The sequence below is a fragment of the Leucobacter sp. GX24907 genome, assembly GCF_053567335.1.
The window spans coordinates 549,260-574,693 of record NZ_JBSGPD010000001.1 but is presented as its reverse complement, the minus strand read 5'-3'; the positions used below and the strand labels follow the sequence as shown (position 1 = coordinate 574,693).

Annotated in this window: 18 protein-coding genes; 7 read left to right on the top strand and 11 right to left on the bottom strand. The window is 66.9% G+C overall.

The features are described from left to right. The first annotated feature begins 60 nt into the window (after positions 1-60). Positions 61-411: a hypothetical protein gene (locus ACUYV6_RS02655; protein WP_449277147.1), complete on the top strand. Its 351-nt coding sequence runs from the start codon at positions 61-63 to the stop codon at positions 409-411. Beyond that, the gene (locus ACUYV6_RS02650; RefSeq protein ID WP_449277092.1) at positions 408-2,756 is read left to right on the top strand and encodes an acyltransferase family protein; all 2,349 of its coding nucleotides are present in this window, start codon (positions 408-410) and stop codon (positions 2,754-2,756) included. Before ACUYV6_RS02655 ends, ACUYV6_RS02650 begins: the two co-directional genes overlap by 4 nt. Here the strand turns inward: ACUYV6_RS02650 and ACUYV6_RS02645 are convergent. From ACUYV6_RS02645 to glf, 3 genes are read right to left on the bottom strand one after another with little or no spacing between them, the layout of a single operon-like run. Then, a complete protein-coding gene (locus tag ACUYV6_RS02645; protein ID WP_449277091.1) occupies positions 2,728-3,618 on the bottom strand; it encodes a glycosyltransferase family 2 protein in 891 nt (296 codons plus the stop codon). The two genes, ACUYV6_RS02650 and ACUYV6_RS02645, sit on opposite strands and share 29 nt — an antisense overlap. Then, entirely contained in the window at positions 3,606-5,234 is a 1,629-nt protein-coding gene (locus tag ACUYV6_RS02640) for a glycosyltransferase (RefSeq protein ID WP_449277090.1), read from the bottom strand. Before ACUYV6_RS02640 ends, ACUYV6_RS02645 begins: the two co-directional genes overlap by 13 nt. 10 nt (positions 5,235-5,244) lie before the next feature. Further along, positions 5,245-6,384, bottom strand: a complete 1,140-nt coding sequence (glf, locus tag ACUYV6_RS02635) for a UDP-galactopyranose mutase (protein ID WP_449277089.1) — start codon at positions 6,382-6,384, stop codon at positions 5,245-5,247. 138 nt (positions 6,385-6,522) lie between these two features. Here glf and ACUYV6_RS02630 point away from each other — a divergent pair, with 138 nt between their 5' ends. From ACUYV6_RS02630 to ACUYV6_RS02620, 3 genes are read left to right on the top strand one after another with little or no spacing between them, the layout of a single operon-like run. Next, on the top strand, positions 6,523-8,232 hold the full coding sequence (locus ACUYV6_RS02630; RefSeq protein WP_449277088.1) for a hypothetical protein: 1,710 nt from the start codon (positions 6,523-6,525) through the stop codon (positions 8,230-8,232). Further along, complete coding sequence (locus tag ACUYV6_RS02625; protein WP_449277087.1) at positions 8,229-8,588, top strand: DUF6752 domain-containing protein; 360 nt, start codon at positions 8,229-8,231, stop codon at positions 8,586-8,588. Before ACUYV6_RS02630 ends, ACUYV6_RS02625 begins: the two co-directional genes overlap by 4 nt. 12 nt (positions 8,589-8,600) lie before the next feature. After that, positions 8,601-9,617, top strand: a complete 1,017-nt coding sequence (locus tag ACUYV6_RS02620) for a glycosyltransferase family 2 protein (protein ID WP_449277086.1) — start codon at positions 8,601-8,603, stop codon at positions 9,615-9,617. 252 nt (positions 9,618-9,869) lie between these two features. Here ACUYV6_RS02620 and ACUYV6_RS02615 read toward each other — a convergent pair whose 3' ends face one another. Then, complete coding sequence (locus ACUYV6_RS02615) at positions 9,870-12,284, bottom strand: cell wall-binding repeat-containing protein (RefSeq protein WP_449277085.1); 2,415 nt, start codon at positions 12,282-12,284, stop codon at positions 9,870-9,872. Between the two features lie 383 nt (positions 12,285-12,667). Beyond that, positions 12,668-13,963, bottom strand: coding sequence for a nucleotide sugar dehydrogenase (locus ACUYV6_RS02610; RefSeq protein ID WP_449277084.1), 1,296 nt, complete (start codon positions 13,961-13,963; stop codon positions 12,668-12,670). 59 nt (positions 13,964-14,022) lie between these two features. Here ACUYV6_RS02610 and ACUYV6_RS02605 point away from each other — a divergent pair, with 59 nt between their 5' ends. Next, positions 14,023-16,044 (top strand): cell wall-binding repeat-containing protein, encoded by a 2,022-nt coding sequence (locus ACUYV6_RS02605; RefSeq protein WP_449277083.1) that lies wholly within the window; start codon positions 14,023-14,025, stop codon positions 16,042-16,044. Positions 16,045-16,078: 34 nt separating this feature from the next. Here the strand turns inward: ACUYV6_RS02605 and ACUYV6_RS02600 are convergent, their stop codons facing one another. Beyond that, complete coding sequence (locus ACUYV6_RS02600; protein WP_449277082.1) at positions 16,079-17,248, bottom strand: glycosyltransferase; 1,170 nt, start codon at positions 17,246-17,248, stop codon at positions 16,079-16,081. A 40-nt stretch (positions 17,249-17,288) separates the two neighbouring features. Between ACUYV6_RS02600 and wecB the strand changes: the two genes are divergently transcribed. Next, positions 17,289-18,362, top strand: coding sequence for a non-hydrolyzing UDP-N-acetylglucosamine 2-epimerase (wecB, locus tag ACUYV6_RS02595; RefSeq protein ID WP_449277081.1), 1,074 nt, complete (start codon positions 17,289-17,291; stop codon positions 18,360-18,362). 679 nt (positions 18,363-19,041) lie between these two features. On the opposite strand, the gene ACUYV6_RS02590 is transcribed toward wecB, so the two are convergent. Genes ACUYV6_RS02590 through ACUYV6_RS02570 form a run of 5 tightly spaced genes read right to left on the bottom strand, consistent with a single transcriptional unit; the run spans position 19,042 to position 25,430 of the window. Then, a complete protein-coding gene (locus ACUYV6_RS02590) occupies positions 19,042-20,136 on the bottom strand; it encodes a glycosyltransferase (RefSeq protein WP_449277080.1) in 1,095 nt (364 codons plus the stop codon). After that, positions 20,133-21,320: a glycosyltransferase gene (locus ACUYV6_RS02585; RefSeq protein WP_449277079.1), complete on the bottom strand. Its 1,188-nt coding sequence runs from the start codon at positions 21,318-21,320 to the stop codon at positions 20,133-20,135. Before ACUYV6_RS02585 ends, ACUYV6_RS02590 begins: the two co-directional genes overlap by 4 nt. Further along, complete coding sequence (locus tag ACUYV6_RS02580; RefSeq protein WP_449277078.1) at positions 21,317-23,098, bottom strand: ABC transporter ATP-binding protein; 1,782 nt, start codon at positions 23,096-23,098, stop codon at positions 21,317-21,319. The genes ACUYV6_RS02585 and ACUYV6_RS02580 overlap by 4 nt, the downstream gene beginning before the upstream one ends. After that, entirely contained in the window at positions 23,095-24,273 is a 1,179-nt protein-coding gene (locus ACUYV6_RS02575; RefSeq protein WP_449277077.1) for a hypothetical protein, read from the bottom strand. The genes ACUYV6_RS02580 and ACUYV6_RS02575 overlap by 4 nt, the downstream gene beginning before the upstream one ends. After that, a complete protein-coding gene (locus tag ACUYV6_RS02570; protein ID WP_449277076.1) occupies positions 24,270-25,430 on the bottom strand; it encodes a glycosyltransferase family 4 protein in 1,161 nt (386 codons plus the stop codon). The genes ACUYV6_RS02575 and ACUYV6_RS02570 overlap by 4 nt, the downstream gene beginning before the upstream one ends. Between the last annotated feature and the right edge of the window lie 4 nt (positions 25,431-25,434).

Sequence of the window (25,434 nt, the reverse complement as noted above, 5' to 3'; positions counted from 1 at the left end):
TGACCCGCTGCGCAGGACCTGATCCTCTGTCGCTGCTGCTACCGTGTCCCGGTGACCACCATGACGACAGAGCGCCTGATTCGGCTGCGCGCCGAGGCTCGTATCGAGCGCGACGCGCTGCTCGAGCATCGTGGTCGACTGGGTGAGGATCCTGCCGCATCGATCACCGAGCTTCCGTCGGTCGATGAGCTCGTCGTGCTGTCGCTGCGCGATGAGATCATGGAGGATCGCGGCCGTCTCGCCGAGTTCGCGTTGACCCGCATGGCTGCGCGCTCATCGGGCCCAGAGGCGGAAACCCATCGTCTCAACGCCGACCGGTACGAGTTCGAGGTCTTGCGCGAGATCGCCGCCGCCGTACCGCAGCTCACCGTAGCGATCTGGCAGATCGCGGACCGGCTGCGCGTCTCGTGAGCGAGCCCGCACGGCGCCCCCGCACAACACGTCGCGATGTGCAGGCTCTGCGCGCGATCGCGGTCGGGTTGGTGCTGCTGAATCACTTCTGGCCGACGCACCTGCCGGGCGGCTACATCGGCGTCGACGTGTTCTTCATCATCTCCGGGTTTCTCATCACCGCGCACCTGCTCTCGGAGGTCGCTCGCACCGGCCGTGTGTCGCTCCCCCGCTTCACCGCGCGCAGGGCCCGACGGCTGTTGCCGGCCGCGCTGCTCGTGTCACTCGTCTCGCTCGTCGGCGCGATCATCTGGCTGCCCGCGAACCAGTGGGAGCGCATCGCCCGCGAGATCTTCGCGGCCTCCGCCTATTTCGAGAACTGGCTGCTGACGGCGAGCGCGGTCGACTACTCGGCGCGCGGCGATGCCGCGACCCCGGTGCAGCACTACTGGTCGCTGTCGGTCGAGGAGCAGTTCTATCTGCTGTGGCCGATCACCCTGATCGCGCTGATCTGGGTGCTCAGCCGCACGGTCGGGCGGCGGCGCACGCTGCCGCGAGCTGTCGGCCAGACGCAGCACACCGGTGGTACGCGGCAGGCGACGGGATCCTCGCACCCGCACACCGGCCACCTGCACCTGGGCGCCGTCGGCAATCGTCCGCTGGCACTGGGCATGCTCGCGATCGGTCTGGCATCGTTCCTCTTCGCGTGCTGGATGACCGAGGTCGCCCGCAGCGCCGCGTACTTCAACACGTTCGGACGCGTGTGGGAGTTCATGGCCGGGGCCGCGCTCGCCGTGCTCGCCGGAGGGATCGCCCGCCGCATCGAGGCCATGCCCGGCGGAGCCACCCTGGCAGGCATCGGTCAGCTGCTCGGCTACGCGCTGATCGCCGCATCTGCCCTGCGATTCACCGAGAGCACCGCGTTCCCCGGGCCCTGGGCGATCGTGCCCGTCGTCGGAACGGTGCTCGTGATCGCGTGCGGCCCGAAGACGCCGAAGTGGTCGCCGGCCCGGCTGCTGCACTGGCGACCGGTGCAGTACACGGGCGACATCTCGTACTCGCTCTATCTCTGGCACTGGCCGCTCATCGTCATCGTCCCGTTCGTCTTGGGGCGTGAGACGACGACCCCCGACCGGGTCGTGCTGATTCTCGTGTCGTTCGCGCTGGCGGCGCTCACGAAGCATGTGGTGGAGGATCCGGGCCGCACCCGACTCTTCGTACACGCGCGCCCGCGCCGCACACTGCTCGCCGCAGGCGCCTCGATCGTCGTGGTCGGCCTGTTGGCGGGCGCGGCGATCGTCACCTCCCACGGGGCGATCGCGCGGGAGACGGCCAGGCTCGAGGCTCTGCAGAACTCGGGATGCTACGGCGCCGCGGCGCTGATCAGCGCGGCAGCCGCCGACTGCGGGAATCCGTTCGGCCCGGCAGAGGTGCCACCGCGCGGGCCCGACGACACCCCCTGGTTCGCACCCGAGGAGTGCGCCCTGCTGCCGCACGGCGAGCAGGTTCTCGTCGATGAGCGACCGACGCTCACCAGCTGCGACTTCTCGGCGCCGAACACCTCGGAGCCGGGCACCGCGGCGGGTGACGGCGCAGGCGCGGGCAGCACTGACGACGGCACCGATGCAGACGGTGAAGCCGATTCGGGTGAAGCAGCCACCGACCCGCTCGATGTCTGGCTGGTCGGCGACTCGCACGCAGAGCACTGGAAGGCCGCCGTCTACGAGCTGGGCCGTGAGCGCGGATGGCGGGTGATGAGCGGCATGCACGGCGGCTGCCCCACCGTGAACGTGCCGCTCGCGCAGTCCTTCGGCGAAGACACCCCTCAGGCGAAGCGCGAAGCCTGCCTCGACTGGAGTGAGCAGATCTCGGCGCGCATTCTGCAGGATGCCCCAGACCTCGTGCTGGTCTCGAACTTCGCGTCGACGGAGGTCGTCGACGATGGCAGCGGTGATTCCCAGCCGGAGCAGCTCGCCCGCGCCTTCCCCGACTCGCTCGGCGCATGGGCGGCGCACGGTGCAGAGGTCGTCGTCATCCGTGACGCCCCGACGGCGGGGCAAGCGATCGGAGCTGCCTGCGTCGAACGCCAGGGCGGAGAAACCGCAGGGTGCACGGCGCCGGCCTCAGAGGTGCTGCGGGCGGATCCGATGGTCGAAGCCGCCGAACTCTTCGACAACGCTGCGGTGAGCAGCGTCGACCTCTCAGATGGCTTCTGCCTCGACGGCACCTGTTCGGGCGTCGTCGGCGGGCTGCCCGTCTTCTACGATGACGACCACGTGTCACGTCGCTACTCGGCGACCCTCGCGCCCTTGCTCGAGGAGCGCCTCGACGAGACGCTCAGGCGACTCGATCGATCCGCGGGTTGAAGCGGAACCCCTGCCACAGCTTCCGGTACATGCGCCGACGCAGCTTCCGCGGCACCCCGCCGCGTCGCATGCCCACGATCACCTGGGCGGCAAACACCATGAAATGCGGCAGCGAGCGGTGGTGTCGCTGGTACGAGGCCTGGTTGCGCACGCCGTACTCGAACTTCCAGGCGTTCTGCTCGTCGATGTGGCCGTAGTTGACGCCCTTGTTCTCACCCATGTCGTGCACGGTGATGCTGTCGAGAATCTGCACGCCTGGCGTTTCTTTCGCGATGCGCAGGGTGTATTCGGCGTCGTCGAACCAGATGAAGTACTCCTTGAACGGCAGGCCGTGCGCTTCGAGCACCCACCGCGGAATCAGCACCGACACGAACGAGCACTGGGTCACGAGCACCGCGTCGAAGCCCTTGACGAGCAGGCGCCCCCAGTCCCAGGTGGGGGTGGGATTATTCATCTCGCAGATCTCACCGTCGGTGAAGAGCACGACCGAGCAGGCGAAGGGCACTCGGGCGTCGAGCGCGGCGCTCGTCGCGTCGATCCCGGAGACGAGCCGTTCGAGCGCGGGGGGCGCCGGGTAGCCGTCGTCGTCCATGATCCACACGTGGTCGGCGCCGATCTCGTACGCGCGGCGCATGCCCGCGGAGAAGCCGCCGGCACCACCGGTGTTCGTGGGCAACGCGACGATCTCGAGCGGAATCTCACTCGTCAGCTCGGCGAGGAACTCGCGGGTGCCATCGGTCGACGCGTTGTCGACGATCACCATGCTGCTCGGCTGCAGCGTCTGCGACTCGACGGAGGCGATGACCCGCTTCAGCTTCTCGAGCCGATTGAAGGTCACGATGACCGCGGCTACTCCTGCCATTGTTCGAAGAGCTCCTTCACGAATTGGTCGGCACCCGGAATCCGGGAGAACTCGGCGATGCGCGACCGCTGCGTCTCCCACGCCTGCTCGCGCACGCGCTCAGAACTCAGAAGCTTCTGGATCCGCTCCTCCGCTTCGCGTACGAATTCGCGGGTCGGGCGCGACAGCAGCATATCGCTCTGCACGATGGTGCGCTGCGATCCGACATTTGCTGAGAGCACCGGAATGCCCGCCGCCACCGCTTCGAAGGTGGTGAGTGAGAGCCCCTCGACCATCGACGTGATGACGAGCAGATCGGCCTCCGCGAAGGTCTCTGAGACCGGCACGTCTTCGCCTCGACGCTCGATGGCGTCGCCGAGCGCGTAGCGCGCGATGAGACCGTCGACGACATCGTGCATCTCGCCGTCGCCCTGCATGATCGCCCGCACGGGCAAGCCACTGCGTCGCAGGCGATGCACGAGGGCGAGAAACACGTCCGGTCGTTTCTCGCGAGAGAGTCGCCCGACGTAGGCGATCACGAAGGGCTGCGCGGTGTCGCGCAGCTTGAAGGGGCGCTGCACATCGACGGTGAGCCCCGCGAGCGGAGCCATGACGAGCTTCTCGGAGTCGACGCCCTGCTCGTGACTCAACCATTCGATGACGCGCGGGGCGATCGCGTGGTGCATGTCGATGAAGTCGTCGAAGCGCGCCGCATAGCCGGGGTAGCCTCCGCCGAGGTACATGACGGTGTGCAGCGAATCGATGACGGGCAGTTCCGGGCGCTGCTCCTTGATCCAGGGCAGCGAGCGATAGAGCCAGGAGCAGTGGTGGATCACGATGCCGCGGAACGCGAAGTTCTCGAGCAGGGCCCGCGCGAGGGGCGGATCGAGCTCGGTCGTCGTGATGACCACGACGCAGCCGTCGAGCTCCGGCCGTGTCAGCCAGGGGTGCACCGACTGCTGATCGGCCACGACGACCGGCAGAAAGCCCAGACGCTTCGCAATCGCAATCGTCTCGACCGCCCACCGCTCGGCTCCACCCGACTGCAACCAGTGCATGCCGAAGAGAATCGCCGGGCGAGACCCGGCGGGAGGCTGTGCCGCGGTGCCGTCGTCGACGAAGGCACCTGCGGATACCCGAGTGATCTCGGCGCTGCCCGGCGCCTCCGGGTAGCGCGGCATCCGCACCGAGATCGCGCGCTCCCGGCGCCTGGTCACCGCCTCACGGGCCACATCGAGCCCCGTCAGACTGCGACGCTCGATCCCGCGGTAGATGCGGCGGGGCAGTGATTCGGAAACGGGCGCCGTGGTGGCCGGGGTCGCCTCGGCGTGTGCGATCCTGACCGAACGCACGATCTCGGGGCTGTACGCGCTCGCCACCCCCGTGCCCACGGCAGTGCTGCGCACCTGCAGCGTGAACAGCGGTTCGCGCTGTGTCGCCTCGGCGCCGCTCTCGCAGCGGGCATCGGCGAGAATTGGCATCTGCGAGATCGACCCGACGAACACGCGGAAGGTGATCGCCGCACCGGGGTGGATCAGCGAGTGGTAGACCGCAGCAGCCTCGAGTTCGGCCCGTTGCAGCTCGGTCAAGCTCGCGAGGGCGTCGCCTCCGTCGAGGACTTCGAAGCAGGCCGGCATGCCGAAGCGCCTAGAGCATCTCTGCGAGCTTGTTGTTGTACATCGTCAGCGCAGAGCCGATGGCCATGTGCATGTCGAGGTACTGGTAGGTGCCGAGGCGGCCGCCGAACAGCACCCGGTCTTCACTCGCCGTGAGCTCGCGGTACTTGAGGAGGCGCGCGCGATCCTCAGGCGTGTTCACCGGGTAGTACGGCTCGTCGTCGCGGCTCGCGAAGCGCGAGAACTCGCGCATGATGACGGTCTTGTCGGCCGGGTACTCGCGCTCGGGGTGGAAGTGGCGGAACTCGTGGATGCGCGTATACGGCACGTCGGCCCCCGCGTAGTTCATCACGCTGGTGCCCTGGAAGTCACCGGTCGGCAGCACCTCCTGCTCGAAGTCGAGCGTGCGCCAGGCCAGCTCGCCCTCGGCGTAGTTGAAGTAGCGGTCGACGGGCCCCGTATAGACGACCGGCACCGTGCCGACCACGGCCGCCTTGTTGAGCGGCTGCGACTCGTCGAAGAAGTCGGTGTTCAGCCGCACCTCGATGTTCGGGTGATCGGCCATCTTCTCGAGCCACGCCGTGTAGCCGTCGACCGGCAACCCCTCGTGGGTGTCGTTGAAGTAGCGGTTGTTGTAGGTGTATCGAACCGGCAGCCGCGAGATGATCTCGGCGGGCAGCTCGGTCGTGGGCGTCTGCCACTGCTTCGACGTGTAATCGCGGATGAAAGCCTCGTAGAGGGGCCGGCCGATGAGCGAGATGCCCTTCTCTTCCAGGTTCTTCGCCGAGCGTGTGTCGAACTCCTCGGCCTGCTCGGCGATGAGGGCGCGCGCCTCGTCGGGGCTGTACGCCGCGCGGAAGAACTGGTTGATCGTGCCGAGGTTGATCGGCAGCGGGTAGACCTCGCCCCTGAAGTTCGAGTACACCTTGTGCTGGTAGTCGGTGAAGCTCGTGAAGCGGTTCACGTACTCCCACACGGTCTCGTTCGAGGTGTGGAAGAGGTGGGCGCCGTAGCGGTGCACCTCGATACCGGTCTCGGGCTCAGCCTCCGAGTAGGCGTTGCCGCCGATGTGCGAGCGGCGATCGATCACGACCACCTTCTGACCCGCGCTCGCGGCGCGCTCTGCAATGGTGAGGCCGAAGAAGCCGGAACCGACAACGAGAAGATCCATACCGATCAGTCTACGTAAGGCGCGGCTGAGTCTTCGTGCTGACGCGTCGCGTCGCGTGCTTCGGAGCGCGTTCACGTTTCCGTGAGAACATAGGCACGACCCGAACCAGATCGAACCGAATCGAACCACCAGGGGCTCATGTCTTTCTCCGTCACGACCGCAGGGGTCATTCTCCCTGTTCTGCCGGAGCACGTGCGATCGGTCGACCTGTGTTTCGGTGAGGATCGCATCTGGTCACTCGATCTCAGCGTCGAATCGCCCGGCATCCGTGGTCGCTACCGATGGCCGGCGCCGCTCGTTCCGTACCTGCGCGGGCACACCGAAGTCGTGCTGCGCGACTCGGGCGACGGACGCGAGATCGCCCGCACCACCGCGACGTTCAGCGACGACGACACCGTCACCCGGGTCGTCGACGGTGAGGGGATCCCGCTCGCCATCAACAAGTGGGGGCGCCTCGGCAAGACGCTCGAAGCCGGCAACGCCGGGGTGCAGCAGCGCATCCTGGATCGCACCGAAGAGCTCGTCGATCACCTCACGGGCATGGGCCTGCGCCCGTTCGTGGTCGGCGGCACCCTGCTCGGGGCGGTGCGCAGCAACTCCTTGCTTCCGCACGACGACGACGCCGACCTCGCCTACCTGTCAGAGCACACGAACCCCGCCGATGTGGCCCTCGAGGGCTTTCGCGTCGGGCATCGGCTCGAAGCCCTCGGCTACGAACTCGTGCGGCACAGTGCGACGCACATGCAGCTCTACTTCCGCGGCGAGCACGGTCAGCTCGACCACTACGTCGATGTCTTCGCCGCCTTCTTCACCGAAGACGGTCGCATCAACCAGCCGTTCCACGTGCGCGGCGAGATGCGCGAAGACCAGATGCTGCCCTTCTCGACCGTCACGATCGAAGACCGGCCCTTTCCGGCCCCCGCTGACCCCGGCCACTGGCTCGTCATCAACTACGACGAGAACTGGCGCACCCCGATCCCGGGCTACCGCCTCGCGACACCGCGGGCGACGATCCGCCGCTTCCGCAACTGGTTCGGATCCTTCCACTTCACCCGCGACTTCTGGAACGAGCGCTACGCGCAGGACGGTGTTGGCTCTGATTCCGATGTTGGCCCTGGTGCTGGTGCCGCCGGGGTTGGCGTCGCCGATCAGCCATGGCGCACGGGCGCCGCGTGGATCCTCGCGCAGGAACGCACGCTCACCTCACCGTGGCTCATCGATCTGGGCAGCGGCAGCGGAGCGCTCTCCGCCGAGCTCGCCCGCGACCCGAAAACCGGTGAGCGTCGAGACCGCCGAGTCATCGCCGCGGACTACTCCGTGTACGCGCGTGAGGCCGCGGAGCGCCGCGCCGGCGGTGTCGATCGCGGCGGCAGTACTGCCCGCGGCGGCAATATTGATCGTGCTGACGGCGCAGATCGGGCCGGCAGTACCGATCAGGCCGGCGGCGCCGACTTCGCACTCGCGCACGTGAACCTGCTGCGCACGCACTCGCTCGGCCTGCCAGTGTCTGCGGGCATCGACGGACCATTCGACCTCGTCGCCAATCACGTGATCGACCATCTCGGGCCTCAGGCGATCCCGAATGCCCTGCGGCTCATCAGGATGGCCCTGCGTTCAGGAGGATCCGCCGTCGCAACGCTCTACGGCGCACCAGATTTGAGCGCAGACCCCGGTGAGCCCACTTCCTGGGGGTTCGCGCCCGATGTGCTGCAGGCTCGCGCCGCCGAGTTCGGGATGGATGTGCGGCTTCAGAAGCTCCGCCCGGCATCCCACGAGAGGCGCCGCGCACCCTACGGAGCCGTCTTCACCCCGTCACGCGGGGCCTTCACCGACAAGGAGTCCTCATGAAACAGCGATTGAAGCGGATCGCTCGCCGCCTGTTGAACGCGCTCTCTTCCGGGTCGACGAAGGAGCTGCGGGCACGCGTCGACAACCTCGAACGAGAGCTCGACGAGTATCGCCGCGACAGTCTGAGGGTCGCTGAGCTCATGGATCTCGTTGAGCAGCAGCTCACCCCGGGTGCCGGGCAGCAGCTCACCCCGGGTGCCGAGCAGCGGCTCCCGCCGGGTGCCGGGCAACGCCTCACGCCTGGTGCCGAGCAGCAGCCGGCCCCGAGCACTGGGCAGCGTTCCTCGGGCGGCGCCCAGCACGCTGCGCATGGCACCACGTCAGATACCGAACCGTCGACCCTCGAAGACCGGTAGGAGTACCCGCGCATGGCAGAGTCATTCGACGAACAGCACCCGGACACCCACCCGGTTCCCATCATCACCGGCCCCGCCGCGAACCGTGGTTCGGATGCGCGCGTCGCCGCCGTGATCGTCACGTTCAACCGTCTTGCGAAGCTTCCCAAGACCATTGAGACCGTGCTCGCTCAGTCCCACGGCTGCGAGTGGGTCGTCATCGTGAACAACGCGTCGACAGATGGTACGCAGGAGTACCTCGACGGGCTCGATGATCCTCGAATTGTCGTCGTGAACCTGTCCGAGAACCTCGGTGGTGCCGGCGGGTTCGAGCACGGCATGGCTCACGGCTATAACCTAGGCGCTGATTTCGTCTGGATCATGGATGACGATTGCTATCCGGCACCCGACGCCCTCGAGATCTTGCTCGAACAGCGCGAAACTGCGTCGCACCACCTCGGCTACGAGGTGCCGTTCGCGTGCTCGCTCGTGAAGTTCATCGACGGGTCGCTCTGCGAGATGAACAACCCGATCACGACCTGGGATTGGCCGCGCGCCTACCTCGCGGGTGTGAACGCGCTGCTCATCGACGAGTGCACGTTCGTCTCGGTGCTTATTCCGCGCTGGGCGCTGAAGGAGCAGGGGCTTCCGCTTGGCGAGTACTTCATCTGGTTCGACGACAAGGAATTCACCAAGCGGCTGCAGCGCGCCTACGGTTCGGGGATCGTCTCGCTCGACAGCGTCGTGGTGCACGACATGGGCGTCAACGCCGGGGTGAACTACCGCATGGTCGACGAGTCGAACATCTGGAAGTTCGAAAAGGGCACCCGCAATCAGGCGTCGTACCGGCGTCACCACGAGAATCTGGCGTCATACTTGTTCTACGCGATTCGCGTGGTGCGGGAGATGCGGCGCGGAGGCGTTTCACGGCCAGTGCGCCGACGCATGCACCGAGCGCTGAGGGCCGGGCGCACGTTCAACCCGCAGAGGCGGTTCCCGAACGATCCGCGGTACGCGCAGCACGGATCGCACGGCCGCGCCGCCGAGTAAGCCCTTGGCCGGGACGTCGCCCGCCCGAGGGACGACCCGCTCAGAAGTTTCCCGCCCAAAGATCACCCGCCCAAAGATCACCCGGCCAAGGATCACCCGGCCAGAGTTTGGTGAAGTTTGGTGCATTATCCCGAGGGATGACGCACCAAACTTCACCAAACTCTGCCGCACCAAGACGACACCTGCGAGAACTTCCCTAGCCGCGGCGACGTCGTCGAGCGCGCGACCACGCGCTCGAACAGCACCTGACGCCTACTTCGTGATGTAGGTGTCCAGTCGTCGCTCGTTCGCCGTGCTCACCGCGCCCGTACCGCCCAGGATGACGATCTTCTTCGGCTTCATCCGCTTGAGGGCCGCAGCGGTCTGGGCAGGGACACCGTTCTGAGTCACGAGAAGCAGCGGTGAGTTCCCCTTCCACGCAGCCGGACCACCAGAGAGCGCATCAGGGAAGTCCATGCCGTTCGCGATGTACACGGTGTTCACCGTGCTCGGGTACTTCGCCTGGGCCGCTTTCACAGCGGTGCCAAAACGATCACTGTCGGCTCGCCGCACGACCTTCCCATAACTCCCCAGGGCTTTCGCAACGCTCGTATTGATGACACCGGTGCCACCAAGGATCACGATGTTTTTAGGTTTGATCCGTTGCAACTCTGCTCTCGTTGCCGCAGGCAGGGAGCTCTTGCCGGTCAGCAGCAGAGGAGCGGCATCCTTCCCCGCGATGGGAACGCCTGCGAGCGCATCTGGGAAGTCTGAGCCGCTCGCGATGTAGACAGTGGTGGCCTTTGGCGCCTTTGCTCGAGCAACCTTGGCCGCGGTCTCGTAGCGGTCTGCACCTCCGTACCTGGTGACCTTGCCATAGCTCTTCAGCTGCGTCGCAACAGTTCCATTCACCGAGCCGGTGCCGCCGAGAATGATGATGTTCTTTGGCTTCAACTTCTTGAGTGCGCTCACCGTCTGCGCCGGCAGGCTCTTGGTCAAGGTCAAGAGCACGGGGGCGTCATCGACTCCCGCGGCAGTTCCGCCGGCGAGCGCGTCGGGAAAGTCCATGCCGTTCGCGATGTACACCGTGTTCGCGCCTTTCGGGTGGGAGGCAAGCGCGACCTTTGCTGCCGTGCCAAAGCGGTCGTTGTCCCAGTACCGCTTCACCTGCCCCGACAACGGCGGGTACATGTACGACGCAACTTGACTGCGAATCGCAGGGAGCTTCGGGTAGAAGTACTTACCCGGGCAAGCCGTCGCCCAGGCGGTCCCGCTACCAATGTCTCTGTGGCCGGAGATCACTGGCACGCTGCGGCCGCGACCGTCACCCCCTGATACGCGGATATTGCCAGTTGCCGAGGTGATCCCCCATTTATTGAACATCCACGCGATCGCCTGCGCGGTTGAGTCCTGAGCAGCCTTCGGCAATGCCGCAGTCTCATAGTTGCCGAGCACGGAGATACCGAAGGTTTCGTAGTTCGCCCCATACGCCTGAGCCCCGACGAGCTGTCGCGACAGGGAGCCGTAGCGGCCTTCCCAGACTCCGCCGAACTTATCTACCAGCAGCTGGTAGCCCACGTCACCAAAGTTGACTGAGGGAAGCACGTGGTAGTCGTAGATGCCCTTGATGATGGCGGGAACGTCTTCGCGAGTGTAGTTGTTGTGACCTGCTGTGTGGTGCACCACCGCACCCCGGTAGGTCGTGTTCGGCGAAACCCACTTCCCGTTGGCCTTGGTGTGCGCGGGGCCGCCCCAGGAGCTGCGCGGATGAATCTTCAGCCCAGCAGCCGAGGCAGCCGCGACGACGTTCGCCTCGTCCTGATAGTAGGCGCTCGTGCGAACGGTCAGGTCAGAATCGGCAAGGACGTTATCGGATTCCGCGCCTTCTGAGGACTCCACCCTCTCCGCGGCCTCATCATCTGGGATCACCGGATCCGACACGGAGGGATCCTCGCCGTCTGGAGAACCCTCACCGGGTTCTTCGGTGGCATCAGGACCATAAGGCTGACCCGGCGTCGGCACCGGAACTTCTGCGTCACTCTCCTGCGGAGCCGGGGTCAGCAAGTTCTCGACCGGTGCCTCGCCTCGCGGGTCGACGACGGTGAGCGTGAGCCCTTCAACCGGGTCGCCTTCGTTCGTCAGAGCCAGAACCTCGACTGACTCACTGCCGGTCACAAAGACAGGCTCGGTGGCTTGAGAGGATGTCGGATCAACTTCCACCCCACTGCTTTGCGGCACCGAATCAGCGACCGGAGCAGCTTCGAGCTGATCCCACTCCGACCAGGCCCCGTCAGTAAGTGAACGATAGGTGATTTCAGTCGGGGCTGCGGCGTTGACGTCCCAGGTCACACCGATAACAGCGACTTCGGTGTCCAGATCGACTCGCGCTGCTCCATCGGCATCGTCATGATCCGCATCACGCAGTTGCTTCTGCTGCGCATCTCCAGTGGGTCCGGGAACTTCAGCCGAGGCCGTGTAGCCCGCCGGAACTTCAACCGGGATCAGTTCGACTTCGCTGATGGTCGACTTCTCGCTGATGCCCTCTGCTGGCTCTTCAGAGAGCACAACGTCATCTAACGAACCTTCGTCAGCGATAGCGGGCGTCGCAACAGGGACAGTCGCAACTAGCGCAGTGGCGACGAGCCCCGCAACGGTAACCCCAGTGATCCATGTGCGCGCTGCAGACATTCTGTGTTCCCCCGACTTTCGCCGCGAGCGGCGACATGACCTGCGTATCTTCGTGCCCATCGCACAGGTATTTTTTAGCATGATCTCCCGAAGTCATGCGCCGCGATAAGTGCCTTCCAGCATCTACTTCCGCACATTTCGCCGATTGTTCAGTCGCGCTTGATCGGAAGCTCCGCCCTTCACTTCTCATTCATGCAGTCGCGCCAGGCTGCCCGCACGGCGGGCGCACTGGCACCCGCCCAGACTTTGGTGAACTTTGGTGCGCCATCCGCCGGGATGCGACACCAAAGTTCACCAAAGTCTGCCGCCCGCGGCGAGCGCGCGGTCCACGCGCGGCAAACTTACGCGCGGAAGCAGCGAGCGCGCCCGGCCGATCCCGGAACCTACGCGCCGAGCCCGATAACGATGCGGGGCACGCCCGCCCAGGCTGCGGCGTCGGTGTAGTTGCGGCCGTCGGCGAAGAGGCGGAGGCCGGGAAAATCGGCGGGCCTGAGCTCCCGGTACTCGGCGTGGTCGGCTTGCAGGATCGCGACGTCGGCAGCGTCCCCAATGGTGTGGGCGGTGAAGCCGTAGCCGGCGAGCTCGTCATCCGAGAAGACCGGGTCGTGCACCGTGACGTCGGCGCCGCGCCGCTCGAGCTCTTCGACGGTAGGGAAGACGCCGGAGACTGCGGTCTCCTTGACGCCGCCACGGTAGGAGGCGCCGAGCACGACGACTCGCAGGCCCTTCAGGTCGCCGATGACCTGCTCGACGCGGTCGACGACGTAGGCGGGCATGGTCGCGTTGTAGTTGCGGGCCGTGCGCACGATGTCGGCGTCGGGGTCGGTCGAGAGGTACAGACGGGGGTAGACGGGGATGCAGTGGCCGCCGACCGCGATGCCGGGGCGGTGAATGTGGCTGAAAGGCTGCGAGTTGCAGGCCTCGATGACCTTGTAGACATCGATGCCGGCGGTGTCCGCGTAGCGGGCGAACTGGTTGGCGAGGCCGATGTTCACGTCGCGGTAGGTGGTTTCGGCGAGCTTCGCCATCTCGGCGGCTTCGGCGGTGCCCATGTCCCACACTCCGTTGGGGCGGGGTAGATCGTCGCGCTCGTCGAAGGTGAGCACGGATTCGTAGAACTCGATGGCCTTCTGCGTGCCGGCTTCGTTCAGTCCGCCGACGAGCTTGGGGTACTTGCGGAGGTCTTCGTAGACCCGACCCGTGAGTACGCGCTCGGGTGAGAACACGAGGTGGAAGTCGTCGCCCTCGGTCAACCCGGAGACCTCTTCGATGAGCGGCTTCCAGCGCCCGCGGGTGGTGCCGACGGGCAGAGTGGTCTCGTACGAGATGAGGGTGCCGGGGGTGAGGTGTTCGGCGAGGGATCGCGTGGCCGCATCCATCCATCCGAAGTCGGGCTGCCAGGTCTCCTCGTCGACGAGCAGCGGCACCACGAGCACGACGGCGTCGGCTCCCGGGATCGCTTCCGCGTATTCGGTGGTCGCGCGCAGCTTGCCGGCTGGCACCTGTTCGGCGAGCTTCTCGGCGAGACCGTGCTCGCCGGGGAACGGCTCTTCGCCACGGTTGATGCAGTCCACCAACGCGCGGTTCACGTCGACGCCGACCACTTCATGGCCCATCGATGCGTATTGGGTGGCGAGCGGGAGTCCGATTTTGCCGGTGGCAACTACTGCGATCTTCACCCGGTGAAGTCTACCCGTCGCAGCAGACGAAACGGCTTCGCCGTGCTAACTTTCACTCCATGATCGACAGTAGACCAAGATCTGCGCAGCGCCGCGCGATCTCAGGAGTTCTTCTCGCCTTCGGGCTCATTGTGAGTGGGCTCAGCCCGGCTTATGCAACGGATGATCTGCAACGTCAGGATCCCGGTGGCAATCGCGTCGACGGCATGGTCGACAACAACGTCAACGAAGGCGGTGTCGAGGACGGCAACGGCGATGTTGGCGGTGACGGGTCAGATGGTTCCGGATCCTCGACCGAATCCCCTGGCGGAAGTGGCGACGGTGATGACGAGACCGGCGGCAGCAGTGCCGGCGACGACACCAGCGGCGACGGCACTGCCCAGAACGGCGAAACCCAGAACGGCGGCACGCAAGACAACGGCACCGCACAAAACGACGCCCCCGCTGACGACGAGCCCCCAGCAGACGAGCACCAGACAGACGACGAGCGATCCGAAATCCCCCAGCCGGGAGAAGCGGCAAGGCTCGAGGTCGGAGCTGCCGCTGCCGCGCGGCCGCCGTCTGGCCGGCACCGCTACGCGGGCGATGACCGCTTCGCCACTGCCGCCGCGATCTCGCGCGGCGCGTATCCGAAGGGATCGCGCACCGTCGTCGTCGCGACCGGCATGGACTTCCCCGACGCCTTGGCCGCAGGCCCGCTCGCGGCCAAGTTGAAGGCGCCGCTGCTGCTCACGCAGCGCACGCAGCTGCCCGCGTCGACGAAGAAGGAGATTCGCCGCCTGAAGCCGAGTCGCATCATCGTGATCGGTGGCACGGGCGCGGTGAACGGCTCCGTGGCCAAGCAACTGCGCGCGCTCGCGAAGGAGGGCGTCATCAGGCTGCAGGGCAAGGATCGCTACGAGACGGCCCAGAAGATCGCGAGCTACGCCTGGAAGGGCGGGGCGAAGCATGTCGTCGTCGCGACCGGCACGAGCTATGCCGACGCGCTGTCGGCGAGCCCGTACGCGAGCCGGCTCGGGGCGCCGCTCGTGCTGGTGCCTCAGCGCAGCGGCAAGCTGCTCACGCCCGCGCGCACGGTGGTGCGCAGCACGAAGGCTGGCACTCTGCACGTTGTCGGCGGCTCGGGTGTCGTCCCGTCGAAGGTCGTGACCGCCCTCAAGAAGGGGACGAAGGTGACGAAAACGCCTCGCTACGGCGGGGCCGATCGCTTCGCGACGTCGGCGAAGCTGCTGGCGAAGTTTCCGAAGGGCACTCCCGCGGTGTACTGGGCGAATGGGTTCGGCTTCGCCGATGCGGTGGCCGGATCAGCGGTGGCCGGTGCCAACGGATCCGCTCTCGCGCTCTCCGCGCGGCACTGCGTTCCGGCTTCGGTGTCGAAGCAGGTCAAGCGCATCGCGCCTCGCAGCAAGGTCGCGCTGGGCGGCACCTACGTCATCACGAAAGACGCGCTCGCGGGTACGACGTGCAGGAAGAATGATCCTCGTGTGATCGACCCGGCAGCGCATAGCAACCCGCACAGCCCGCTGACGATCGTCAACAAGAAGCGGCCGCTCCGCCCAAAGGGCTTCGTACCGTCGAGCTTGACGTACCCCAAGGGGGTGCCGAACGCGAACGGGCAGCCGCTGAAGCCAGACGCGGCACGCGCGTTGGAGCGTCTGCGCACGGGTGGCAAGCGAGCGGGATATTCCTACACCTTGTCGAGCGGCTATCGCAGCTACAACACGCAGTCCGCCGTCTACAACGGCTGGGTGCGTCAGGATGGGCGCAAGGTCGCCGATACGTATTCTGCGAGGCCCGGCTTCTCAGAGCATCAGACGGGCTTCGCGGCCGACGTCTATGCCGCGGGGTACTGCCAGGGCACCTGCTTCGGCGGCACGTCAGCCGGCCGATGGCTGAACAACCACGCCCACAAGTACGGCTTCATCATTCGGTACCAGAAGGGCATGCAGAACGTCGTGGGCTACCAGTACGAGCCCTGGCACCTGCGGTACGTCGGAGTTCCGGTCGCCACCGACATGAAGAAGCAGGGATACCGCAGCATGGAGCAGTACTTCGGGTTCCCGGCGGCCCCGAATTACTGATGCGGCGCTACCGGGTCAGCACCACGACTCGGCGCTACTGCTTCGGCAGCGCCGACTCGTAGACCTGCTGGTAGGCCGCACGGCGCGCCTCATCGGAGAAGCGCTCGCGCGCATAGGCGATGATCTCCCGGGCGTTCCATCGCTCCGGATCGGCAGAGAGTTCTGCCACCGCTCCCGCGAGTGCTTCACCGCTGCGGGCAACGATGCGCGACGCTTGCGGCGGCAGAAACTCGAGATGCCCGCCCTCGCCGCTCGTCACGACCGGGAGGCCATGCCCGAGCGCCTCGGCGATTGCGACTCCGAAGGTCTCGCCGATGGTCGGCAGTACGAACACGTTGGCGCGCAGCAGAACCTCGGGCAGCTGCTCCGGGTCGACGTGGCCGAGCAGCGCGACAGCGTCTGAGACGCCGAGCTGCTCAGCTCGGGCCAGCACGTCGGCTTCCAGCGGCCCGGTGCCGGCCCATTCCAGCCGGGCATCATGCCCGCTCGTACGGAGCTTTGCCACCGCCTCGACTGTTTCGATCGGCCCCTTGCGTGAGATGAGGCCGCCGACCCCGACGATGCGGATCGGCCCGTCGGCACTCAGCGCCTCAACCGTGGGCACTGCGTCTTCGTCGGCGCAGCGCACGTAGTTCGCGATGAGCTCGGTCTGGTCGTCGCGGTATCGGTTCACCGCGGCGGCGAGCGCGCTGCCGACCGCCACGACGCGGTCGGGCTTCGCGAGCCCGCGGCGCAGCACGAAGCCGCCGACTCGGGCACGCAGGGTCGGGGCCTCGGTGACGAGCCCCGACCAGTGCTCGGTGTGCACCCAGGGCAGCCGCCCACGGCGCTCCGCACGACTCCCCGCACGACGCACACCACCCACCCGCGCGACCGACGCCGGCAGCAGCGCCGGAAAGGCCATCGTGTGCAGCAGGTCGGCGTGGGCCGACTCGGCCCTGATCCTGCGCACCGCAGCGCGCAGTAGGCCAGGATGCAGCGTCGTGAACGGCACCCGGAGCACCCGAATGTTCGGTGCGATCTGCTCGTCGCCACCTGCGCCCGCGAGGTCGGCTTCGCGCGCGGTGATGAGTGAGGGGGCGATGAGGTGGATGACCGCCACCTCGTGATCTCGCGCCAACAGTTCGACGTCGCGCAGGTTGAACACGCCCGACCCGGGGGCCGCCTCGCTCGGGAACCAAGGGGTCACTGCCAGCACGCGCATAGCGCTCATCGTATCGTCCGGCACGAAATAGGATGGTGGTGTGAAGATCATGAGCGTCGTCGGTGCCCGTCCGCAATTCGTCAAGCTGGCTCCCATCGCCGCGGCCCTCGTCGCCGCGGGCCACGAGCACGTCATCGTACACACGGGGCAGCACTATGACCCGATGCTGTCGGATGTCTTCTTCCGTGATCTCGGCATTCCTGAGCCTGATGCGCACTTGGGAGTGGGCTCCGGATCGCACGGTGTGCAGACGGGTGCGATGCTGGCGCAGATGGACGAGGTGCTCGAGCGCTTCACCCCAGACTGCGTGCTCGTCTACGGCGACACGAACTCGACGCTCGCGGCAGCTGTCAGCGCGGTGAAGCTGCACTATCCGGTCGCGCATCTTGAGGCCGGGCTGCGATCCTTCAACCGCGCGATGCCCGAAGAGCACAACCGCGTGCTCACCGACCACGCCGCTGACCTGTGCCTCGCACCCACGGAGGTCGCGATGGGCCACCTCGCGACCGAGGGGCTCGCGGAGCGTTCGGTGCTCGTGGGCGACGTGATGACCGATGTGCTGTTCCAGGTGCGCGACGCGGTGCTGGCCGGGGGAACCCCGAACCCGCTCGCCGACCTCGACGCCCCGAACGGGTACTACGTGGCGACGATTCACCGGGCTGAGAATACGAATGATCCGGATCGCCTGCGCGAGGTCGTCGCGGCGCTGGGCGCGGCGGACAAGCCCGTGGTGCTGCTCGCGCATCCGCGCGTTCGCGCGAAGGCCGAGGAGCACGGCATCTCGCTCGACTCGGGGGCGCTGGTGACCCGTGATCCGCTCGCCTACCCCGAGCTCATCGCCGCTGCGCTCGGCAGCGCGGGCGTTGTCACCGACTCGGGCGGCCTGCAGAAGGAGGCTTTCCTGCTGCGCGTGCCGTGCACGACGGTGCGACGCGAGACGGAGTGGGTGGAGACGATCGAGCTCGGGTGGAATGTGCTCGCGAACACCGCTGATGAGATCACGGCGGCGCTCACCCGCCCCGCCCCCGAGAGCACGGAAGCTGCACCCTACGGTGATGGTCGTGCGGCGCAGGCGGCGGTAGCGGCGATCGCGGATCGCATCGGCACACGCTGATCGCGGTTCGCATCGGCGTACATCGCGTTTGAAGGTGTAGACGGTTCCTGAATCCTCCCGCTTCGAGCACTGAGCGTGCGATGGTGAGCCAGAAAAGGGGTCTGCGGCTCCATCCGGCAGGGCGACGGCGAGAGCCGTTCCGCGTCTCGCCCGGCACTGCACCGGTCGGTTGCGGCCAGCGAACCACGCCGAAGGTAGAAGAACTCATCGAATCCCGCGATTTTTCATCAGTTTTTCTTCCCTCGCCGCACGGAGCGCGGCGCGGATCACAGCTCGGATCGCCGCACGGAGCGCTGCTCGTGTCGCGGCGCTTCGAACTTGGCGGGGTCTTTCTCCGGGGCTCCTTGGCGTGGCAGTCACGAAGAAAAAATCCGAAGCTCAGGATCACCTGCGACTCCCCTGAAAGTCGCGCGAATCAAAGAGTGGTAGCCGTCTCGAACGGATGCGCCGAAACGAAAGAGGGACCACTCCAAGACGTCGTCGATATCGGCTTGGGCTTCCTCGCCGAACTTCAGGCGGTACGTCACGCGACCCTGGCTGCTACCCGCTCAGTGGCCAACCGACTTCGCGCCGCCAGGCAGTCGTCAAGCTCATCCATCGAGAGTTCGATGCCCCGACCCGCGTCAAGGCTGGCGATGCCCTCGCCCACGGCTGCACGGAGTACTAAAGCTCGCAGTCCTTACGGCGTGAGCTCCAGGGCCACTGCGCGCGCCCGTGCCTCCCAGGTGTGCTCGTCGCGCACCTCACGCGCGCGACGAACCTTGTCTTCGAGCAGCTGCGGATCCGCGGCGAGGCGTTCGAGCAGCGCCTGCAGCGCGTCGGCGTCGTAGGGCAGCGCCCAGCCGATGCCGTGGGTCTCGACGAAGTCGCCCGCAAGGCTGCCCTCGGTCGCGATGATCGGCTTGCCGTGGCCGAGGTACTCGTACAGCTTCATGGGAGCGGCGAACTCGCGGTACTCGAGGGGCTCCATGAGCAGCACTCCGAGGTGCGCATCGGCGTAGAGCGCTTCGAGCTCAGCGCCCGAGCGGTGCACCACGGTGGTGGAGTCGCCGAGCACCTCGGCGTAGAGCGGGGCCGATTCTTGCCACTCCCCTTCGCGGGTGCAGATCGTGAGCCGCCCGTTCCGTGCGGCTTCCACGCCGCGCACGGTCTCCTGCATCCGGTAGTAGCCGCCGGTGCCGCCGACGTAGAAGAGCGAGATGCCCGTGGCGGGATCGGGCGACGGCGCATCGACGCTGTCAGACCCAGGCGGGAGCGGCGCTGCTTGCGGCTGATTGGCCTCGGGCAGGTACTCCGCCATACGCATCGACGGCAGGTAGATCTTGTCGACGGCGGTGCGGTATCCGCGCAGGTCCGCGCGGTAGCGCCAGCGCAGCACGCTCGTATACGGCTGGCCGACCCGTTCGGCGTACTCGTCGAACTGCCAGTAGATGTCACGGTAGAAGAGGCCGACCGGAATACCGGCTCTGCGGCAGAAACGCAGGAAGCGGATGTCTCGGGTGAGGCTCGTTGCGGTCGTGATCTTCTCGCCGAGCCCGGTCGGTGTGGTCGATGCCTCGGAGTACACGAAGTCGACCTGCAGCCCGTCACGAATGCGGCGCTTCAGCTCGCGCATGCGCGCACGCCGCTCGGGGTGCCGACCCGAGACCTCGAGCACCTCGTAGCCGTTGGATTCGAAGGCCCGCCGCAGTTTGACGGGGCGGATCCCGCTCGCGCTCGTCGCCTCGGGGTTGAGCGGGAAGGGCACGTGGAAGATCATCACGGGTCTGGTCATCCTTCGCCTCCTGCAGCGTTCTCGCCCGCGCCGGCATCCGCGCTACGCACGCCGCCCCCGACGAGCCGCTCGATGGCCCGCCCCCAGACGGCGTTCTGCGGCTCGGCCGAGAGCTCTTCCGCCACCGCGTGAGCGTGCTGCTTGTATCGCGTCACCTGCTCTGCCGTGAGCGAATCGATGGCTCGCGTGAGCGATTCGACCTCGAAGTCGTCGGTCACGACGCCGAGGTCGTGCTGACGCAGCAGGTCGGCCATCGACGCGGTCGGGCCGATGACCAGCGCGAGCCTCGCCTGCACGTAGTCGAAGAACTTATTGGGCAGCGCGAGCGCGTTGTTCGTGTTCGTCGGCGGGAGCACGTGAAGGCCTGCGTCGTAGCCGTTGAGCACGCCGACGAGTTCGTCCGGCCGCACGGGTGGGAGGATGCGGATCCGTTCGCCCAGCTCCTCAGCGAGCGCGACGAGACTCTCGTAGTAGGCGGTACCGCCCCCGACGAGCAGCAGGTCGAGCGTCGCGTTCCGGCTCGCGGCAACCGCACGCATCATGTTCTCGATGCGCCGGCTCGGCTGGCTTCCCCCGGAGTGCACGAGCCTGAGCGGCTCGCGCGCCTCGCTCGGCTTGATCACCTGGTACGTACTCGCATTCGCGACGACGCCGCTGTCGATGCCGAACTCGTCGCGGTATCGCTGGGAGATGACGTCGCTCACCGAGGTCGCCGAAGCGGCCTGCGTCGCGTGCTTCCGCAACTGCCAGGTGTAGAACGGCTTGCGCAGTTTCACCCAGGCCGGGTTGTTGTCGTGCAGGCCGAGCCAGTACTCGTGCAGATCGAGGTGGATCGGCGCCCCGCCGGCAACAGCGAGCGCGAGACCGGCGGTGTCCAGGTCATTGGCGAGGATCGCGTCGAACCGTTCACCCCGCAGTTCCTTGCGGGCGGCGCGAACCGCGGGGGTGATCCAATATGCCGCTGTGTACATATGCGCGCGGATGAGCGCGGCGCGGAACAACACGAGCGGCTTCGCTTCGTGCTTCTCCAGCGAGATGTGCCGCTCGACACCCTCGGGCGCCGGGCCGAATCCGCAGGTGACCACGCGGTGGGTACCCGCGAAGTAGCGCACCTGCTTGAGCACGCGCGCATCCGACGCGATGTTCGACAAAGAGATGATGAGGATCCGCGGGAGTTCGCTCATGCCAGCCCCGCCAGTTCTGCCTGCACCCGGAAGTCGGGCACCTGCTCCATGAGCTCGTGGAAGTTGCCCTGGCCGCGCACCCGACCGCGGTCGACGTAGCAGACCGAGTCGTAGTCCTTGATCGTCGACAGGCGGTGCGCGATGGTCACGAAGGTCACTTCGCCGGCGAGGTCGTCCATTGCTCGGGTGATCTTGTTCTCGGTCGCCGTGTCGAGCGAACTCGTGGCTTCGTCGAAGACGAGCACCATCGGGTCTGCGTAGAGCGCACGCGCGATGCCGAGGCGCTGCTGCTGCCCGCCCGAGATCGACGTGCCTCGCTCACCGATCGGCACGTGAATGCCGCGGTCGGCGAGCAGGTCGCCGAGCTGGGCACGCTCCAGGGACTCGATGACGCGGCCCTCGTCGAAGTCGTCGGTCCAGCTGAGGGCGACGTTCTGCGCGATCGATCCGTTGAAGAGCGAAACCTTCTGCGGTACATAACCGACGCGTCCGCGCCACTGCTTCAGCAAGGCCTCGATCGGGGTGTCATCGACGGTGATCGACCCGCCGGTCGGAGAGCTGAGCCCGAGAATCAGGTCGATCAGCGTGGACTTGCCCGCACCCGACGGCCCGACGATCGCGACGCGCTTGCCGAACGGCACCTCGAGCGAGACGCCGTGCAGCACGTCTTCCTCCGCCTTCGGGTAGCGGAACTGCACGTCGCTGAGCACGAGTGCACTCGGAGACTCGGGGAACTCGACCTCAGGTCGCTCCGAGGAGCGCAGCTGCACGTCTTGCTCGGCTCGGGTGACCTCACGGATGACATCGCGTGCGTAGACGATGTTCGCGGACGCGTTCGTGAAGCTGGCCTGCACGTTGTTCATGGCGGGGATCATGCGGAAGCCGGTTGCGGCGAACAGCGAGATCGCGACGACCGCGGCCCCCATACCGCCGCCCGGGCGCAGGTAACCGACCGCTCCGACGATGATGAAGCCGCCGATGAGGGCGGCCTCGAATGCGTACCGCGGCACGACGCCGAGGAACGACATGTTCGCCCGGGCCTTCGTCGCGACTCGGCGATACCCTGAAACGACTTCGCCCGCCTCGCGCAGCCGGCCACGGAGCGTGACCTCTTTGATCGCGTCGACCATCTCGGTCATGACGCTCGCCGCCTTGTAGGCGTACTCGCGATTCACGCGCCCGGCCTGCCTGGCCTTGCGCGAGACCACGAGCAGCATGACGGCCGAGACGATGCCGAGGTAGCCGACCGCCACGAACGCCGAGAGCGGCTCGGCGATGACGAGCACGGCGAGCATCGAGACGAACGTCACTGCGTTGTTCGGCAGCTGCGAGATCGGCAGAATGAAGCCGAGGTTGGTGTTCGCCATCGAGCTGTCGACGATGCGGGTGATCTCGGCGGTCGAGAGCGTCGAGCGCACCTCCCAGCTCGAGTGCGTGTAGGCGCGGAAGAGCCGGTTGCCGACTTCGAGCTCGTACTTCGCGAAGCGTCGGGTCGCCCGCCAGTGCAGGGTGAGGGCGAGCACGCTCTTGAGCACGAACAGCCCGCAGATGGCGACGATGACCCACGGCACGTTCTCGTCGGGGATCGCGCCGATCACCGGCAGCGTCGACGTGCCGCCGGTTGCGATCGGCGTCACGAGCGCCGTGATGAGACCGAGCGCGGCGACGTCGAGAGTCGCGAGCAGGCTCGTGACGATCGAGTAGCGGATGTAGAAGCCTCGGGCGCCTTTCGGCAGGACGTCGAAGAGGCGGGCGAGCGTTGTCCAGATGTCTCTCACTCGTGCTCCTCCAGCCAGTCGGCGAGCACCGCGCCGCTTCGGGTTCCATCGTGCCAGGCCCGCGCGAAGGCCGGCCCTTCCGCTGCTCGGGCCCGCGCCGCGGATCGATCCCCCAGAATACCCGTCAGCACTGATTCCAGTGTGTCAGGGGTCGCTTCGATGATCGGCAGGTCCGCTCCGGTAAGTTCGCGGGTGCGGGTGCGCACCTCGTCTGAGACGTGGGAGACGACGACGCGGCCGGCGGCGAGCGCCTCGCAGGCGGCCACCCCGTAGTTGCCGACACGGAACTGGTCGATGACGATGTCGGCCTCGCGGTAGATGCCGGGCATCTCGGCGTGCGGCACACCGCTGACTGCACGGTACTCGATGGTGCCCGCGGCGTGCAGACGTTCGAGCATCGGCTGCACCAGCTCGGTCCCCTTGACATAGGAGTCGGACGGGACGTGCACGACCCGCGGAATCCGGCCGTCGGGCAACGGGGGTGCGTCGACCGTCCAGGCGTCGACGTCGATCACGACGGGCAACCAGCGCGCGCCGTCGACCTCGCTCAGCAGGTCTGGGGTCGAGACGAAGACGGGCAGCCCCGACTGAGCGATCACCCGTCTACTGCGGGCGGTGACCTGTCGCATGCGGGTGCAGAAGTCGGGGTCGGCCCCGAAGTGGGAGTGGGCTTCGTTCGCGAGATGCCGGTCGGGATCGCGCAGGTCGCTGCCATGGAAGAGGAGCGCGCATGCGATGCCGGCGTCGCGCAGTTCGGCGATCTGGGCGACGGCGTCGAGCCCACGGTAGCGGGAAAATGGCGGTTGGGCCGACTCGATGATCGCGGCCCGGTAGTCGCCGATGAGTGCCGAGTGCTGTCGTCGTTGCCAGGCCGGCGAGTGCGCGGCGTACGCGCTGGGCACGGCCTGGTCGATGGGGTACGCGAAGGGGTTCTGTGTGCGTTGGAAGGCCATGCTCGTGACCCGTGTTCCCGGGCGCACGGCTTCGAGGGCGCGGGCCCAGCGGTATCCCTGCCCGGCGCTGTTCGCGGGTCCGATGAAGACGCGTTCAGATCGGTGCTCTCCGAATCCGTCGTCCGACGTCACGGGTGCGACGGGTGGGAACGGTGCACCGGCCCGCTTGAGTCTCGCGATGGCAAGCGCATCGGCGATCCTGCGTCGTATCGCCGCGATCACTGGGGGCCCTCCTCAGTGAGGATCCTCACGGCGCGTTCAGCGACGGCGTCGAGGCTGACATTCTCGGAGGCCCACTCGGCGGTTGCCGTGCGCTGCTTCGAGGAGGGCGCTGCGGCGAGGAGGCGGCCGAGCGCTTTCGCGACCGCCTCGGCGTCGTACCGGCATCCTTCGCCGAGTGCGGCTTCGGTGGCGTGCTCGTCGATGAAGATGCGCACCGGCCCCTCTCCGGCGAAGACGACCGGGGTGCCGACGGCCCAGGAGGCGAAGACCTTGGTCGGAAATGCGAAGTCGTACCCGGCGTCGGGCCGAATCGAGGCGACGCTCGCCACGGCGCCGCGAATCCAGGCTGCGGCGACCTCGGGTGGCACGGTGGCGACGAACTCGACGGCGCCCTCGGGGAGCCGCGCCGCATGCTCCTGCAACGCGGGCCAATCGGAGCCTTGCCCGAGGAACACGAGCTTGATGCCGGGGTGCTGCGGGAGCACGCGCTCGAGCGCATCGATGAAGATGGCGGCTCCCTGCCACTCCGACGCGGTACCCGAGTAGATCAGATATGGGGCGTCGTCTTGAATCGGCCCGTCGGCAGTGAACACCGCGGTGTCGATGCCGTTGCCGATGGTGTGCACGAGTGCGGCTGGGGCGATCTCGCGAACTCGGTCGCTAACGCCTGCGTTGACGGAGAGCACCGCGCGTGCTCCGGAGAGGGCGAAGCGCTCCATACGACGCACGACCGAGACCACAAGCCCGGAGGCCCCCGTCGACTCGGCGGCATCAGACCAGACATCGGCCGCGTAGTAGGCGTAAGGGGTGCGGCGCATCGCGCAGGCCAGCCGTACGAAGAACCCAGTGGTCGGGGGTGGCTCAGTGATCACGAGGTCGCGCTTCGGCCCGCACAAGATGCGGAAGAAGAGGGGAATATCGAAGCTCATGTACTGCACGTAACCGCGCACGTACCCGGTTGAGTCGCGCAGCACCGGGAAGCGTCGCACACGGTATCGGCGCTCGCTGTCAGCGTTCGGGGTGCCTTTCGGGGGCTTGACGGTGAGCACGGTGGCTTCGTGCCCGGCCGCGGTGAGGGTTCGCGCGAGCGCTCCGAGCCTGAACGAGGCCGCGCTCGGCTCGGGCTCGAAGATGCGACTGGTGATCGCGACGCGCATGCTG

Excerpts from the sequence above, each read along its gene's own strand:
- ACUYV6_RS02640 (WP_449277090.1), bottom strand. The coding sequence starts at position 5,234 with ATGCCGGCCTGCTTCGAAGTCCTCGACGGAGGCGACGCCCTCGCGAGC.
- ACUYV6_RS02645 (WP_449277091.1), bottom strand. The coding sequence starts at position 3,618 with ATGGCAGGAGTAGCCGCGGTCATCGTGACCTTCAATCGGCTCGAGAAG.
- ACUYV6_RS02615 (WP_449277085.1), bottom strand. The coding sequence starts at position 12,284 with ATGTCTGCAGCGCGCACATGGATCACTGGGGTTACCGTTGCGGGGCTC.
- ACUYV6_RS02625 (WP_449277087.1), top strand. The coding sequence starts at position 8,229 with ATGAAACAGCGATTGAAGCGGATCGCTCGCCGCCTGTTGAACGCGCTC.
- ACUYV6_RS02570 (WP_449277076.1), bottom strand. The coding sequence starts at position 25,430 with ATGCGCGTCGCGATCACCAGTCGCATCTTCGAGCCCGAGCCGAGCGCG.
- glf (WP_449277089.1), bottom strand. The coding sequence starts at position 6,384 with ATGGATCTTCTCGTTGTCGGTTCCGGCTTCTTCGGCCTCACCATTGCA.
- ACUYV6_RS02655 (WP_449277147.1), top strand. The coding sequence starts at position 61 with ATGACGACAGAGCGCCTGATTCGGCTGCGCGCCGAGGCTCGTATCGAG.
- ACUYV6_RS02605 (WP_449277083.1), top strand. The coding sequence starts at position 14,023 with ATGATCGACAGTAGACCAAGATCTGCGCAGCGCCGCGCGATCTCAGGA.
- ACUYV6_RS02600 (WP_449277082.1), bottom strand. The coding sequence starts at position 17,248 with ATGCGCGTGCTGGCAGTGACCCCTTGGTTCCCGAGCGAGGCGGCCCCC.
- ACUYV6_RS02630 (WP_449277088.1), top strand. The coding sequence starts at position 6,523 with ATGTCTTTCTCCGTCACGACCGCAGGGGTCATTCTCCCTGTTCTGCCG.
- ACUYV6_RS02590 (WP_449277080.1), bottom strand. The coding sequence starts at position 20,136 with ATGACCAGACCCGTGATGATCTTCCACGTGCCCTTCCCGCTCAACCCC.
- ACUYV6_RS02620 (WP_449277086.1), top strand. The coding sequence starts at position 8,601 with ATGGCAGAGTCATTCGACGAACAGCACCCGGACACCCACCCGGTTCCC.
- ACUYV6_RS02585 (WP_449277079.1), bottom strand. The coding sequence starts at position 21,320 with ATGAGCGAACTCCCGCGGATCCTCATCATCTCTTTGTCGAACATCGCG.